The 16,055-nt window shown below is 47.0% G+C and carries 8 protein-coding genes and 1 pseudogene; 6 read left to right on the top strand and 3 right to left on the bottom strand.

Annotation, left to right across the window (positions count from 1 at the left end):
* Window positions 1-92: 92 nt before the first annotated feature.
* The 3 genes and pseudogenes from QUA20_RS18255 to QUA20_RS18260 all read right to left on the bottom strand — a co-directional run bounded on the left by QUA20_RS18255 (window position 93) and on the right by QUA20_RS18260 (window position 654).
* A complete protein-coding gene (locus QUA20_RS18255) occupies window positions 93-332 on the bottom strand; it encodes a DUF5615 family PIN-like protein (RefSeq protein ID WP_333190489.1) in 240 nt (79 codons plus the stop codon).
* A 7-nt stretch (window positions 333-339) separates the two neighbouring features.
* Window positions 340-426, bottom strand: coding sequence for a DUF5615 family PIN-like protein (locus QUA20_RS32050; protein ID WP_445304686.1), 87 nt, complete (start codon window positions 424-426; stop codon window positions 340-342).
* A pseudogene (locus QUA20_RS18260) lies at window positions 423-654 on the bottom strand (DUF433 domain-containing protein). Before QUA20_RS18260 ends, QUA20_RS32050 begins: the two are co-directional and overlap by 4 nt.
* A gap of 164 nt (window positions 655-818) precedes the next feature.
* On the opposite strand from QUA20_RS18260, the gene QUA20_RS18265 reads away from it, so the two are divergent.
* From QUA20_RS18265 to QUA20_RS18290, 6 genes are all read left to right on the top strand, one after another.
* Window positions 819-1,079 carry a hypothetical protein gene (locus QUA20_RS18265; protein ID WP_333190490.1) on the top strand — a complete coding sequence of 87 codons (261 nt, stop codon included), beginning with the start codon at window positions 819-821 and terminating at the stop codon, window positions 1,077-1,079.
* A 247-nt stretch (window positions 1,080-1,326) separates the two neighbouring features.
* Window positions 1,327-4,224 (top strand): S-layer family protein, encoded by a 2,898-nt coding sequence (locus QUA20_RS18270; protein WP_333190491.1) that lies wholly within the window; start codon window positions 1,327-1,329, stop codon window positions 4,222-4,224.
* A 65-nt stretch (window positions 4,225-4,289) separates the two neighbouring features.
* On the top strand, window positions 4,290-7,187 hold the full coding sequence (locus tag QUA20_RS18275; protein ID WP_333190492.1) for a two-partner secretion domain-containing protein: 2,898 nt from the start codon (window positions 4,290-4,292) through the stop codon (window positions 7,185-7,187).
* 61 nt (window positions 7,188-7,248) lie between these two features.
* Window positions 7,249-10,140, top strand: coding sequence for a two-partner secretion domain-containing protein (locus QUA20_RS18280; protein ID WP_333190493.1), 2,892 nt, complete (start codon window positions 7,249-7,251; stop codon window positions 10,138-10,140).
* A 61-nt stretch (window positions 10,141-10,201) separates the two neighbouring features.
* The gene (locus QUA20_RS18285) at window positions 10,202-13,087 is read left to right on the top strand and encodes an S-layer family protein (protein ID WP_333190494.1); all 2,886 of its coding nucleotides are present in this window, start codon (window positions 10,202-10,204) and stop codon (window positions 13,085-13,087) included.
* Between the two features lie 65 nt (window positions 13,088-13,152).
* A complete protein-coding gene (locus QUA20_RS18290) occupies window positions 13,153-16,044 on the top strand; it encodes a two-partner secretion domain-containing protein (protein WP_333190495.1) in 2,892 nt (963 codons plus the stop codon).
* The last annotated feature ends 11 nt before the right edge of the window (window positions 16,045-16,055 follow it).

Raw genomic sequence — 16,055 nt, forward strand, 5'->3', positions numbered from 1 at the left:
TATGAATTACGCACTTGATTTAGCTAAATACTTAATCTTATCATGTTTTAGGTTGAAATTAAGATGCGTTTACCCTGCGGCAAAATACTGGATTATGATAAAGCAAGCAGCGATAAATTCTCGTCTTCATAAAATAATTTGATCGCGTTAAAATCCCGACGCAGCAAATTTTCAACTTGCAATGTCGAACAGTTTCCAAGGCGAAGCCAAATAACTTTCGGTGGATTCCCAAATACTAAGCTCAGGTCGTGCATATCGGCGTCTTTCGAGACAATCATCAAATCATTGTCTTTTGCATAATCCCAAACTACTGGGTCGATCGTTGCTTTCATCCCCACATCAAAGGACGTGAAGCGAATTTGGGAAAATATCGCTCAAACTGTTCGGTAACTTGGGCGACAAGTTTTCATCAAAAAGTAATTTCATGCGGATAAGGGATCGGTCATAAACCGACGCTCGCGATCAGCAGCATAAGCAATGCAGGCTTTTAAATCTTCTCGCGTCAGATCGGGAAAATCGCCCTTGAATTTCTGCTTCGGTCATCTCGGAAGCCAGGTACTCAAGCACTTCATAAACCGTAATTCGCAAGCCGCGTACACAAGGCTTACCACCGCGTTTATTTGCTTCGATCGTGATGTGGTTTCGGTAGTTCATAGTTGAAAGTATCGTCATTGTGTTCTCAACATTTGCAAAATCTTAGCCTATGGCTGCGGATCTAGCAAGGTTGTCAATCTTGTTTTTAATACGATTAGCATCGGCATTAATATTACCCACAGCTTTCGAGACGGCAGTGCCGTATCCCTACAACTAATAGCGGTATGGAAACAGCACGGCGCCGTGTCCTCTATATTATTCCGGTGCAACCGGAATTAATATCAGTTATCTTTAGCGCTGACGGCCAATTTTTATTAAGTGGCGGTCTCGATCGCACGATTAAGCTGTGGGATGTCGCAACCGGACGTTATATTAAGACGTTGATGGGCGATCGGCTGTATGAAGGCATGAATATTCAAGACGCAACGGGATTGACGAACGCTCAAAAAGCGACATTGTTGAGAGCGTTAGGCGCGTTGGTGTAGCCTGCGGGTGGTTTTCGCGATCGCCTTAACTCAGCGCTTAACTGACGGATCTTGAGTGGTGCAATTTGGACAGTCCTATGAGTGGATTCAAGCTGCGATCTCAAATCCCGTAGCATCGGAATTATGTAGTGCGAGCATCCCCGCTCGCTACTTGGATCGCGAGCGGGGACACTCGCACTGATACGATCCAAATATATAATTCTGATTGAAGCGGAAACGATATTATTTATATAACAGGATTTAAGCTATGTCTCGCCTGTCTTCCGCTCTACTTTTTGTTTTCTTATTGCTATTTCCCTCGAAAACCTTCGCCCAAATCATCCCCGATAATACCCTGGGCCCGGAAAGTTCGCGGACAGTTCCCGATACTATCAACAATTTACCCTCCGATAGAATCACTGGCGGTGCAACTCGCGGCGTTAACCTCTTTCACAGCTTGGGAGAATTTAACATCCGTCAAGGGCGGGGAGCTTATTTTGAAAATCCCAGCGGAATTGCCAACATCTTCACCCGCGTTACAGGCGGCAACCCTTCTAATATTTTAGGAACTCTGGGAGTTTTAGGCAACGGCAACTTATTTTTAATTAACCCAAAAGGGATTGTCTTCGGCCCGAATTCTCGGTTAGATTTGCGCGGTTCGTTTATTGGTTCAACCGCTGACAGTATTGTGTTTAATAACGGCTTTGAATTCAGCAGCACCAACCCGCAAACATCCCCGCTGTTAACAGTTAATATTCCCGTTGGTTTAAGATTTAGAGACAATCCCGGTGCAATTGTCAACCAATCGACGGCTTTAGGAAAGGTAAACCTCCCAGCCTCTGCTGTGCCAATCCCAATTAGCGATCGAGTTGGTTTAGCAGTAGAACCAGGTCAAACTTTAGCACTCATTGGCGGCGACATCCAACTCCAAGGCGGCAATTTAACCGCCAGCAGCGGACAAATTTTACTCGGTAGCGCAGCCAGCCCCGGTTTAGTTAATTTCGCACTGACAGCGGGGGAAAAAGGAAATTTAACTTTAAATTATGACAATATTCAGAACTTCGGCAATATTCAAATAGCCGATGGAACACTCATCAACACCAGCGGAATCGGTGGCGGTAGAGTAGAGTTAAAAGGTGGAAATGTCGCCCTCAGCGGTGCGCGAATTTATGCGCTGACACTGGGAAATATTGACGGTAGAGGTATCGATATCAGCGCTCAAAAGTTGCGAGTGGAAAACGGATCGCAATTTTCTACTTTGACTCTAGGAGATGGTGCAGGAGGTAATATCAATTTCCGGGCTGCTGATTCAGTAGAAATGAGCGGGCTGGGAGTTGAGGGCTATCAACAGGTTGCAATTAAATATTTGGTATCGGGAACTACAGACCCGTTTGACCCGCTATTTGTGCTGTTTAATGCTAGTGCTGGCGCTGGTTCGGGAGGGAATATTACGATCGACACCGGCCGCCTGCTCTTCAACAATGGGGTAGTAGGTAGCGGCATCACTTTTGGCGGTGGAAGGGGCGGAAATTTAATCATTCGCGCCAATACTTTTGAGATGGTGGGTTCTGGAATTAACAACGGCACAGCTAAAGAAAGTACCGGTGCGGGAGGAAGCATTAGTGTTGATGTCGCGAGATTAATTATGCGCAATGGTTCTATTCTCGGTACGACGAGCTACAGCAGCGGCGCCTCGGGGAATATCAACATTAATGCTGCTGAATCAGTAGAATTGTCTAACAGCGGGCCGACCACAGTTGTATCCACCGGAATTAGCACGCTGAGTATCGGATCTAACGGCAGGGCGGGGAATATTAACGTCGATACCAAGCGGTTGAGTCTCTCAGGGGGTTCTGCGTTTACAGTAGGATCGGGTGTGTTAATTGGCAGGTTTTTGTTTTCTAGGGATGGGGGGCCTGCTGGAAATTTAACAGTTAGGGCTACTGAATCAGTAGAAATTTCAGGTATTTCTCCACTTTTGAGCAGCGGAATTCAGAGTGCTAGCGCGCTGAGTTCTGGAACTTTGAGCTCTAGTCGGGGCGGGGATATTCGCATTGATACGCCAAGCCTAACCGTGCGGGATGGGGGAGTAGTTTCTACGAGTTCTTTGGGTGTAGGGGATGTGGGGAATATTACTGTTAATGCCGATCGCATTGAGGTCAGCGGCAGCGGAAATAATGGTCTGTTTCTCAGTACAATTGATGCTTCGGTGGGCAAGATATTTGGTACTAATCCCAATGCTACGGCAAATGCGGGTTCGTTGAATCTGAATGCCGATCGATTAATTGTCAGAGATGGAGCTACAGTGACAGTGCAGGCTACGGGAACCGGACGCGCTGGTAATATTAATGTTGTCGCAAATTCGATCGACCTTGACAATAAAAGCAGTATTGACGGCACGACTATATCCGGTACAGGAGCAAATATTAACCTGCAAGCGCGATCGATCCAATTGCGCCGCAACAGCCGAATTACCACCGATGCAGGCAGTTCTGACGGCGGCAATATTAACATCAACAGCAACATTCTTGTCGCCCTCCCGCAAGAAAACAGCGACATTACAGCCAACGCCCGCACAGCAGGCGGCGGCCGCGTGAATATTAATGTCCCCAATGTCTTCGGCTTTACAGCAGCCAGTCGCGAACAAGTCAGAAGCAGGTTGGAGCTCAGTGACGCCGAATTTGCAGCGTTGCAAGTAAGTCCTACATCCCTACTTCCCAGCAGCGACATCGCGGCGATTTCCCAAAGTGGCGGCCCGGCTTTGCAAGGGGCGGTAACATTTAGTTCTTTTGGAGTGAATCCCGCTCAAGGTTTAGTGGAACTGCCGCAAAATTTAGTGAATCCGGCTGCGTTAATTGCTGCAAATCCCTGCATCCAAGGGGCCGAGAACGAGTTTACTGTGACTGGGCGGGGGGGATTGCCACCGAGTCCTCACGATGCCCTCAGCAGCAATTCTAGCCCGTTTACTTGGGTGGAACCACCGGTAGGTGGAAGTCAGCAAATAGAAGACCACAGAGCATCCATAGAAGTTCAGCCAACAGAAATTATGCCCGCTCAAGGTTGGGTAATGGACGATCGAGGACAAGTAAGGCTGGTAGCCTATAATTCAGGTGGTGGTGCATCTCTTCGCAGTCCGAAACCGACGGGTGTTTGCGTACCTCGATAGGTAATCTTCAGGTTGTAGCTAACCGATCGCTATTTGCCTAATACTAAATTAACAGGAATTAAAAGATGCCCCGCCAATCTTCCGCCCTATTTTTTGCATTCTTACTGCTGTTTCCTTTCCCTGCGATCGCCCAAATCATCCCAGACAGCAGCTTGGGTGCAGAAAGTTCGCGGACAGTGACTGACACTATTAATAACTTACCATCCGACAGAATAGAAGGCGGTGCAACTCGCGGTGTTAACCTCTTTCACAGCTTGCGCGAATTTAACATCCGTCAAGGGAGGGGAGCATATTTTGCCAATCCCAGCGGAATTGCCAACATCTTTACCCGCGTTACGGGCGGCAACCCTTCTAATATTTTAGGAACTCTGGGAGTTTTGGGAAACAGTAACTTATTTTTAATTAACCCAAAAGGGATTATATTCGGCCCCAATGCTCGGTTAGATTTGCGCGGATCGTTTATCGGTTCAACTGGTAGTGGCGTTCTCTTTGATAATGGCTTTGAATTTAGTGCGACAGATGCTAATACAGTGCCATTGTTAGCAATTAATATTCCTGTAGGTTTAAGGTTTAGAGAAAATTCTGGCACAATTATCAACACTTCCCAAGCAATTGGCCCCACACCAACCTTACCACCATTACCCGTAGAAATTCCTGTTTCTAATAAACTCGGTTTAGCAGTAGATCCCGGTCAAACCTTAGCATTAATTGGCGGTGACATTCAAGTACCAAGAGGAAACTTAACAGCTTATACCGGACAAATATTGCTGGGAAGTGTGAAAAGTCCAGGTTTAGTGCAATTTGAACCAACAGCTTTAGGTTTGAATTTAAACTATAGCAGTATTCAGAGCTTCGGCAATATTGAAATGAACGGCGCATTTATAAATACCAGCGGATTAGGAGGTGGGAAAGTCGATATTCGAGGGGGAAATATTAATCTTAATGGTTCAGGAATTTATGGACTGACACTCGGAAATATAAATGGTAGAGGCATTGACATCAATTCCCAAAACTTACGAGTACAGGGGGGGTCGCAAATTTTCGCCTCCACACTAGGAGAAGGGAGAGGAAGCGATATCAACATCCGCGCTACTGACTCAGTAGAAATGAGTGGGATTGGCTTTGAGAGCTATCAACAATTTTTAGTTAATTATCGGAGATTGAGAACAGTCGATCCTTTTGATCCGCAAATTGTTCTAAGCACTGGCACTTCTGGCACAGGAGCCTCAGGAGACATCACGATTGATACCGAACGCCTGCTGATAGGCAATGGGGCTGTGGCAGGTAGTAGCAGCACGTTAGGTGCGGGAAATGGGGGAAATATTAACATCCATGCCAACTTTATCGATCAGGCTGGTTCTACGGTCAGCAGTGGGTCATTACAGGGTAGTAGGGGTACGGGGGGAAACATCACCGTTGCCAGCCAGAAATTAATCGTGCGTGATGGTGCTATTCTCACCAGTACCACCAGCAGTGAGGGAGCCTCAGGAAATATCACTATTAAAGCTGCTGAATCAGTAGAAGTGTTAAGGACTCCCCCTGGGAGTGTGGTGCAAACATTGATCAGCGCCGCCTCTATAGATCCCAATGGGAAAGGTAAAGCCGGGGATATTACGATCGACACTAAGCGGTTAATTGCTGCCCAAGGAGCCGGAATTGCTGTATCGAGCGGTGGGACTATTGGCAATAGTCTCTTCTCTAATGGGGGACCCGGAGGCAATTTGACAATTAGGGCCTCTGAGTCGGTAGAGTTAGTAGGTATCTCTGGAGTTTTGGCAAATGGAGAATACAGTCTTAGTTTCTTAGCAAGTGAAACCAGTGGTTCTAGTCAGGGAGGCAATATTTACATTGCCACGCCTGTGCTGACTTTGCGGGATGGGGGAGTAATTTTACAGTCTTCTTTGGGTACGGGAAATGCAGGCAGCCTCACGATTGATGCCGATCGCGTAGAAGTCTTGGGCAGCGCTCTTAACGGTCGATTTATTAGTCAAATTGACGGTTCGGGGGGCAATTTCTTGGGCATTCCCATTCCCAACGCTACGGGAAATGCGGGTTCAATTAATCTCAAGGTCGATCGATTGACGGTTCGGGATGGGGCCGCGATCAGCGTCCGGGCTCTGGGAACGGCGCAAGCTGGTACTCTCACCGTTGTAGCCGACTCAATTGCCCTTGATAACAAAGGCAGCATTAATGGCACAACTGATGCAGGCGGCGGGGCAAATATTAACCTCCAAGCGCGAGACATTCAGTTGCGGCGCGGTAGCAGAATTACCACCGATACAGGTAATTCAGATGGTGGAAATATCAGAATTAATAGCGAACTTTTGGTAGCCTTACCGCGAGAGAATAGTGATATTACAGCTAATGCTCGCACAGCTATGGGCGGACAAGTTACAGTCAATGTACCAAATATCTTTGGGTTTACCAGCATTAACCGCGAACAAGCCAGGAATAGTTTAGGACTGAGTGATGCTGAATTTGCAGCGTTGCAAGTAAGTCCGACTTCTCTAATTCCTACCAGCGATATTGCGGCTATTTCCCAAAGTAGCGGCCCGGCTTTGCAAGGAGCAGTAACGTTTAGCACTACTGGGGTAAATCCCGCTCAAGGGTTAGTAGAATTAGAGCAAAATGTAGTCGATCCCAGCACGTTAATTGCTGCTAATCCCTGCATCCAAGGGCAAGAAAACGAGTTTACTGTGACTGGGAAAGGAGGAGTGCCACCAAGTCCTAATGATGCCCTCAGCAGCGCAGCAGCGCCGTTTCCTTGGGTGGAACCAGCCTTAGGTGGAAGTCAGCAAGTAGAAGGCGAAAAAGCATCCATAGAAATTCGACCAACAGAAATTATTCCCGCTCAAGGTTGGGTAATGGACGATCGAGGAGAAGTAAGGCTGGTAGCGTATAATTCACGTGGTGGTGCATCTCTTCGCAGTCCGAAATCGACGGGTGTTTGCGTACCTCGATAGGTACTCTTTAGGTTTGATCTGCGCGCTCGTTTTTTCATACCAAAATAACAGGATTCCAAGTATGCACCGCCAATCTTCCGCCCTATTTTTTGCATTCTTATTGCTGTTTCCTTTCCCTGCGATCGCTCAAATCATCCCAGACAGCAGCTTGGGTGCAGAAAGTTCGCGGACAGTGACCGATACTATCAACAACTTACCCTCAGATAGAATCACTGGCGGTGCAACTCGCGGCGTTAACCTCTTTCACAGCTTGCGCGAATTTAACATCCGTCAAGGGCGGGGAGCTTATTTTGAAAATCCCAGCGGAATTGCCAACATCTTCACCCGCGTTACGGGCGGCAACCCTTCTAATATTTTAGGAACTCTGGGAGTTTTAGGAAACAGTAACTTGTTTTTAATTAACCCAAAAGGGATTGTCTTTGGCCCCAATGCGCGGTTAGATTTGCGCGGTTCATTTATTGGTTCAACTGGTAGTGGCGTTCTCTTTGATAATGGCTTTGAATTTAGTGCGACCGATGCTAATACAGTGCCATTGTTAGCGATTAATATTCCTGTGGGTTTAAGATTTAGAGAAAATTCTGGCACAATTATCAACTCTTCCCAAGCAATCGGCCCCACACCCACCTTACCGCCATTGCCCGTAGAAATTCCTACTTCAAACAAACTTGGTTTAGCAGTAGAGCCGGGTCAAACTTTAGCATTAATTGGCGGTGACATTCAACTACAAAGAGGAAACTTAACAGCTTATACCGGACAAATATTGCTGGGAAGTGTGAAAAGTCCAGGTTTAGTGCAATTTGAACCAACAGCTTTAGGTCTGAATTTAAACTACAGTAATATTCAGAACTTTGGCAATATTGAAATGAACGGTGCGTCCATCAATACCAGCGGATTAGGAGGTGGAAAAATTGACATCCGAGGTGGAAACGTCACCGTCAGTAGTTCGGGAATTTATAGCCTAACATTGGGAAATATTGATGGTAGAGGGATTGACATCAACGCTCACAATTTACGAGTAGATAAAGGAGCGCAAATCCTTACTTCAACCTTGGGAGATGGAAACGGGAGTAATATGAATATCCGCGCTACTGACTCAGTAGAAATGATTGGGTTGGGAATAGGAGGCTATCAGCGATTTTATAGCCAATATATATTATCTGGAACCCTCAACCCCTTTGACCCCCAAATTGTAATTAATAGTGGTACTTTGGGCAGTGGAACTTCTGGAGAGGTTAACATCCATACCGGACGGCTGCTGTTGCGTGATGGGGTAGTAGGCGGTACCGCCACCCTGGGTGCTGGAAATGGGGGAAATCTGACTGTCCGCGCTAACACCTTCGAGATCGTTAGTTCAGCAATCAATAATGGAACAACTAAGAAAAGTACCGGCTCTGGCGGCAATATCAATATTGAGGCCCAACGGTTAATTATACGCGATGCAGGTGGTTTAGTTAGCATCAGCCGCAGCGATGGAGCATCAGGAAATATCACGATTAAAACAACTGAATCTGTAGAATTGTCGGGGGGTATTTCTGGAAGTGCAGCGCAAACTCGTATCGGTACAAACTCTTTTGATGGCAATGGTAAATCCGGGGATATTAACATCGACACTAAGCGGCTAAGTGTTTCTGATGGAGCCTCAATTAGTTTATCAACGGGTGCGGTTGTTGGGCAAGTCGTGTTTTCTAGAAATGGAGGTCTAGGAGGAAATTTAACTGTGAGAGCTTCCGAGTCTATCGAAGTGAGCGGGGTATCTGGAGTTTTGAGAAATGTAGGATTCGGAGCGAGTGCTCTGGCTACTCAAACTTCAAGTTCTGGTCGGGGTGGAGATATTTACCTCTCTACACCGATGCTCGCTCTGCGGAATGGGGGAATTATTTCTGCGGCTTCTTTGGGTGCAGTAGATGCCGGAAATATTACTATTGATGCCGATCGCATAGAACTTAAAGGTGCGGGGAGTAACGGTCGTTTCGCAAGTAGAATTGAGGCTTCGGCTGGCAGCTTTTCTCTTATTGTCAATCCCAACGCTACGGGGAACGCGGGTTCATTAAATTTGAATGTAAATCGATTGAGTATCCGGGATGGAGCAACGGTTAGTGTTCAGTCTTTAGGAAGGGGAAGGGCTGGAAATATTAATGTTGTAGCTAACTCAATTACTTTGGATAACAAAGCGAGTATTGATGGTACAACTGAATTTGGCGGTGGGGGAAATATTAATATTAGGTCGCAAGATATCCAGTTACGGCGCGGCAGCAGAATTACAACGGATGCAGGGATTTCTGACGGGGGAAATATCAGAATTAATAGCGATATTTTGGCTACTTTACCCAATGAAAATAACGATATTACAGCTAATGCTCGTACTGCTATGGGCGGTCAAGTTACAGTAAATGTCCCGAATGTTTTTGGTTTTACAACAGTGACACGGGAACAAGCCAGAAGTAGTTTAGGACTGACTGATTCTGGATTTGCAGCTTTACAAGTGAATCCAACTTCTTTACTTCCCACTAGCGATATCGCCGCTATTTCTCAACAGTCTGGCCCCGCATTACAAGGAGCAGTAACGTTTAGCACTACTGGGGTAAATCCCGCTCAAGGGTTAGTAGAGTTAGAGCAAAATGTAGTCGATTCCAGCACGTTAATTGCTGCTAATCCCTGCATAGAAGGGGCAGAAAACGAGTTTACTGTGACTGGGAAAGGAGGAGTGCCACCGAGTCCTAATGATGCTCTCAGCAGCGCAGCAGCGCCGTTTCCTTGGGTGGAACCAGCCTTAGGTGGAAGTCAGCAAGTAGAAGGCGAAAAAGCATCCATAGCAGTTGGGCCAACAGAAATTATGCCCGCTCAAGGTTGGGTAATGGACGATCGAGGAGAAGTAACGCTGTTAGCGTATAATTCGGGTGGTGGTGCATCTCTTCGCAGTCCGAAATCGACGGGTGTTTGCGTACCTCGATAGGTACTCTTCAGGTTTGATCTGCGCGCTCGTTTTTTCATACCAAATTAACAGGATTCCAAGTATGCCCCGCCAATCTTCAGCCCTATTTTTTGCTTTCTTACTGCTGTTTCCTTTCCCTGCGATCGCCCAAATCATCCCTGACAGCAGCTTGGGTGCAGAAAGTTCGCGCACAGTACCCGCAACTATTAACAATTTACCCTCAGATAGAATAGAAGGCGGTGCAACTCGCGGTGTCAATTTATTTCACAGTTTACGAGAATTTAACGTCGGTGAAGGCCGAGGAGCATATTTTGCCAATCCTAACGGGATTGCGAATATTTTCACCCGCGTTACGGGTGGCAATCCTTCCAATATTTTAGGCGTGTTGGGAGTTCAAGGCAGTGCTAACTTATTTTTACTTAATCCCAAAGGAATTGTATTTGGTCCCAATGCGAGGTTAGATTTACGCGGCTCATTTATCGGTTCTACAGCTAGCGGCGTTCTCTTTGATAAGGGCTTTGAATTTAGCGCTGCCAATTCTAATGCAGTGCCATTATTAGCGATTAATATTCCTGTGGGTTTGAGATTCCGAGAAAATTCTGGTACAATTATTAACCAATCAATTGCTGCTAACCCATCACCGCCTGACCTTCCCCTACCATTACCAATTTTTAATAAAATTGGTTTAGCAGTAGACCCCGGTCAAACCTTAGCGCTAGTAGGTGGAGATATCCAATTCAACGGGGGAATCGCTACCGCCAGTACCGGACAAATCCTTCTGGGTAGTATCAAAAGTCCAGGTTTAGTGCAATTTGAACCAACCGCATTAGGTCTGAATTTAAACTATGGTAATATTCAGAACTTCGGCAATATTGAAATGAACGGTGCGTCGCTCAATACCAGCGGATTAGGAGGAGGGAAAGTTGACATCAGGGGTTCAAATGTCACTCTTAACGGTTCAGGAATTTATGGACTGACACTAGGAAATATGGAGGGCAGAGGCATTGACATCAATGCCCAAAACTTACGATTAGAGGGGGGGGCGCAAATTTTCACCACGACCCTGGGAGAGGGGAAAGGGAGCGATATCAACATCCGCGCTACTGACTCAGTAGAAATGATCGGGTTGGGAATTGAGGGCTATCAGCAGCTTACAGAAAATTTTCAGACATCTGGAACAGGCAACCCCTTTATTTCGCAAATCGTTCTGTTCACTAGCGCTATTGGCAGTGGAGCAGCCGGAGATATTAACATTGAAGCCGGACGGCTGTTGATGAGCAATGGGGTAGTGGCCGGTGCCCCCACCTTTGGTGCTGGGAATGGCGGAAATTTGACTGTCCGCGCCAACACCATCGATCTCGTCAGTTCAACACTCTATAACGGAACAACGAACCAAAGCACTGGTCAAGGCGGAAACATCACTGTTGAAGCCCAACGGTTAATACTGCGCGATGGCGGTGCGTTTGCCAGCTTCAGCCTTAGTGATGGAGCATCGGGGAATATCGCGATTAAAGCGAGTGAATCTGTGGAATTATCGGGTAGTCTTCCTGGAGGTCTAGGGCAAACTCGGCTCGGCACGAATACTTTTGATGCGAATGGAAAAGGTGGGGATATTAGCATCGACACTAAGCGGCTGAGTGTTTCTAATGGAGCCACAATTAGTTTAACGACGGGTGCGATTTTTGGCCAACTCGTGTTTTCTACAAGTGGGGGGACGGGAGGAAATTTAACTGTGAGAGCCTCCGAGTCTATAGAAGTGAGCGGCGAGTCAAGATTTTTGGGGAATGCGGGCTATGTAGCAAGTTCTTTTGTTACTCAAACTGCGAGTTCTGGTAGAGGTGGAGATATCCGCCTCTCAACACCTAAACTAACTGTGCAGAATGGCGGCGTTATTTCTGCGGCTTCTTTGGGTATAGCAGATGCAGGAGATATTACAATTAATGCCGATCGCTTACAAGTGCAAGGTATTGGGAGTAACAGTCGGTTGAGGAGTGGAATTGAGGCCTCGGCTGGTAGGGCGTTCAATGCTGTCAATTCCACTGCTAGCGGAAATGCAGGCTCGTTGAATTTGAATGCTAATCAATTGATTCTTCGGGATAGTGCAGTGGTTAATGTTCAATCTTCAGGAACAGGTAGGGCTGGCAATATTAACGTTGTAGCTCACTCAATTGCCCTGGATAATAAAAGCGTAATTGATGGCACGACTGTCTCTGGTACAGGGGCAAATATTAACCTTCAAGCGCAAGACATTCAGTTGCGGCGCGGCAGTAGAATCACCACGGATGCAGGTATTTCTGAGGGCGGTAATATCAAAATTAATAGCGAACTTTTGGTAGCTTTACCGCGAGAGAACAGTGATATTACAGCTAATGCTCGCACAGCTAGGGGCGGACAAGTTACGGTCAATGTACCAAATATCTTTGGCTTGACAAGCCTTAACCGCGAACAAGCCAGGAATAGTTTACGACTGAGTGATACTGAATTTGCAGCGTTGCAAGTAAGTCCGACTTCTCTAATTCCTACCAGCGATATTGCGGCTATTTCCCAAAGTAGCGGCCCGGCTTTGCAAGGAGCAGTAACGTTTAGCACTACTGGGGTAAATCCCGCTCAAGGGTTAGTAGAATTAGAGCAAAATGTAGTCGATCCCAGCACATTAATTGCTGCTAATCCCTGCATAGAAGGGGGAGGAAACGAGTTTACTGTGACTGGGAAAGGAGGAGTGCCACCGAGTCCTAATGATGCCCTCAGCAGCGCAGCAGCGCCGTTTCCTTGGGTGGAATCAGCTTTAGGTGAAAGCCAGCAAGTAGAAAGCGAAAGAGCATCCATAGAAATTCCGCCAACAGAAATTATTCCCGCTCAAGGTTGGGTTATGGACGATCGAGGACAAGTAAGGCTGGTAGCGTATAATTCAGGTGGTGCTGCTTCTACTCGCAGTCCGAAATCGACGGGTGTTTGCGTACCTCGATAGGCACTCTTTAGGTTTTAGCTAACCCTTCGCTATTTTCCTAATATTAAATTAACCAGACTTCAAAGATGCTCCGCCAATATTCCGCCCTATTTTGTGCATTATTAGTGCTGTGTCCTTTCCCCGCCGTCGCCCAAATCATCCCAGATAGCAGCTTGGGTGCAGAAAGTTCGCGGACAGTTCCCGACAGGATTAATAATTTACCATCGGACAGAATAGAAGGCGGTGCAACTCGCGGTGTCAATTTATTTCACAGTTTACGAGAATTTAACGTAGGTGAAGGTCGAGGAGCATATTTTGCGAATCCTAACGGGATTGCGAATATTTTCACCCGCGTTACGGGTGGCAATCCTTCTAATATTTTAGGTGTGCTGGGAGTACAAGGTAATGCTAACTTGTTCTTACTTAATCCCAAAGGAATTGTCTTCGGTTCCAATGCGAGGTTAGATTTGCGCGGTTCATTTTTAGCAAGTTCTGCTGATAGCGTAGTTTTCGAGAATGGCTATCAATTTAGCAGCAGTAATCCCCAATCAATCCCGCTGTTAAATGTCAATATACCTATCGGTTTGAACTTTCGAGAAAATCCGGGAAATATTATTAATAATTCAGCAGCACCAGCCTTGACTTTACCGAAATTACCCCCAGCAATCCCGCAGATTTTCAATAACGTGGGCTTAGGAGTTGGGCCCGGACAAACTCTCGCCCTAGTGGGCGGAGATCTTGAATTAAATCAGGGAACAGTCACTGCATCTACCGGACAAATTTTGCTCGGTAGCGTCGCTAGTCCGGGGATAGTTGGATTGGGGGCAACGCCATTTGGATTAAGTTTAAACTATGACAAGATTTCTAACTTTGGTAATATTGAAATAACCAACGGCTCACTAATCAATACCAGTGGAATCGGTGGCGGTCAAGTCGATATTCGAGGTGGAAATGTTAACCTCAACGGTGGGCGAATTTATGCACTAACTTTGGGAAATATCGACGGTAGGGGTATCGATATTAACGCTCAACAGTTTCGGGCCCAAGGTGGAGCGCAAATCTCTACACTGACAGCAGGAAGTGGTGCCGGAGGCGCGATCGACATCCGCGCTACCGACTCAGTAGAACTGATCGGGATTGGATTTGAGAGCTTTCAAAACTTTGTCAAAAATTATACAGCCTCTGGAGGAATCAACCCCTTTGACCCACAAATTCTGCTGGAAACTAGCACTGCTGGCATAGGTGATGCGGGAAACATCTCAATCGATACAGGACAACTGCTGATCGACAATGGAACCGTATCGGGTAGCGCTACGTTAGGTGCTGGCAATGCCGGAAATATGACCATCCGTGCCAGGGTTTTCGATCTAGTCGGTTCAGGGATCAACAGCGGCACACTCGCGGGGAGTACGGGTAGGGGAGGAAATATCACCTTTGAGGGAGAACGTTTTATCGTACGCGATGGCAGTGCGCTCATCAGCACCACTCGCAGTGAAGCACCATCGGGGAATATCAACATTAAAGCGAATGAATCAGTAGAAGTGCTGCGGACTCCGGCTCGAAGTCCCGTAGCAACTTTGATTGGTGCAACCGCAATCAGCATTAATGGGAAAGCCGGAGACATTAATATCGACACCAAGCGGTTGAGGATCTCTGAAGGGGGCGGAATTAGTTTATCTAGCGGATCGGTTGTGGGCAACCAACCCTTGAATACAACTGGGGGGCCAGGAGGTAATTTAACAATTAAAGCTACTGAGTCAGTCACACTAGAGGGTATTTCTGGAGTTTTGGCGAATGGGAGCCGGAATCCTAGTTTCATCTCCGCTGATACCAACTCTGCTGCTCGGGGAGGGAGTATGAACATTTCTACACCTTTAGTAATTCTGCGGGATGGAGGACTTATTTCTACTGCATCTTTAGGCAAAGGAGAAGCAGGAAGCCTCACGATCAATGCGGGGCGCGTAGAGGTGATTGGTAATGGCGGTCAAGGTGAATTTAACAGTCAAATTCAGACTTCCGTTGGCATTGTCTCTCGCGTTAGAAATCCCAATGCTACGGCTAATGGAGGTTCCTTGAATCTGAATGTCGGGCAATTGATTCTTCGCAATGGGGGAACTCTAAATCTGCAAGCATTGGGTTCGGCACGGGCTGGTAACATTAACGTGAAAGCAGATGCAATTTCCCTTGACAACCAAAGCAGCATTGACGGTAGAACGGCATCCGGTGCCGGAGCAAATATTAACCTCGAAGCACGGGATGTTCAGTTGCGCCGAGGGAGCAGAATTACAACTGATGCCAGTATTTCTGATGGTGGCAATATCAACATTAAAAGCGATATTCTGGTCGCCCTCCCGCAAGAAAACAGCGATATTACGGCTAATGCGCGATCGGCTCAAGGTGGTCGCGTTAATATTAATGTCCCCAATGTTTTCGGGTTTACATCAGTGACTCGCGAACAGGTGCGAGCGAGTTTGGGATTAACAGATGCTGAATTTGCAGCGTTGCAAGTAAGTCCGACTTCTTTAGTTCCTACCAGCGATATTGCGGCGATTTCCCAAAGTAGCGGCCCGGCTTTGCAAGGTAGTGTTACATTTAGTTCTTCAGGAGTGAATCCTGCTCAAGGTTTAGTGGAACTGCCGCAAAATGTTGTCGATCCAGAGGCGCTAATTGCGGCAAATCCCTGCACGCAAGAGGCAGGGAGCGCATTTACCGTCACTGGGAAAGGAGGAGTGCCACCGAGTCCTAATGATGCCCTCAGCAGCCCTCTATCGCCGTTGCCTTGGGTGGAAACAGCGGTAGGTGGAAGTCAGCAAATAGAAGGCCTCATACCATCCCTCGAAATTCGACCAACAGAAATTATTCCCGCTCAGGGTTGGGTAATGGACGATCGAGGAGAAGTAACGCTGTTAGCGTATAATTCACGTGGTGGTGCATCTCTTCGCAGTCCGAAACCGACGGGTGTTTGCGTACCTCAATAGGTACTCTTCAG

This window comes from Microcoleus sp. Pol7_A1, from assembly GCF_036701085.1.
Lineage (GTDB): Bacteria > Cyanobacteriota > Cyanobacteriia > Cyanobacteriales > Microcoleaceae > Microcoleus > Microcoleus asticus.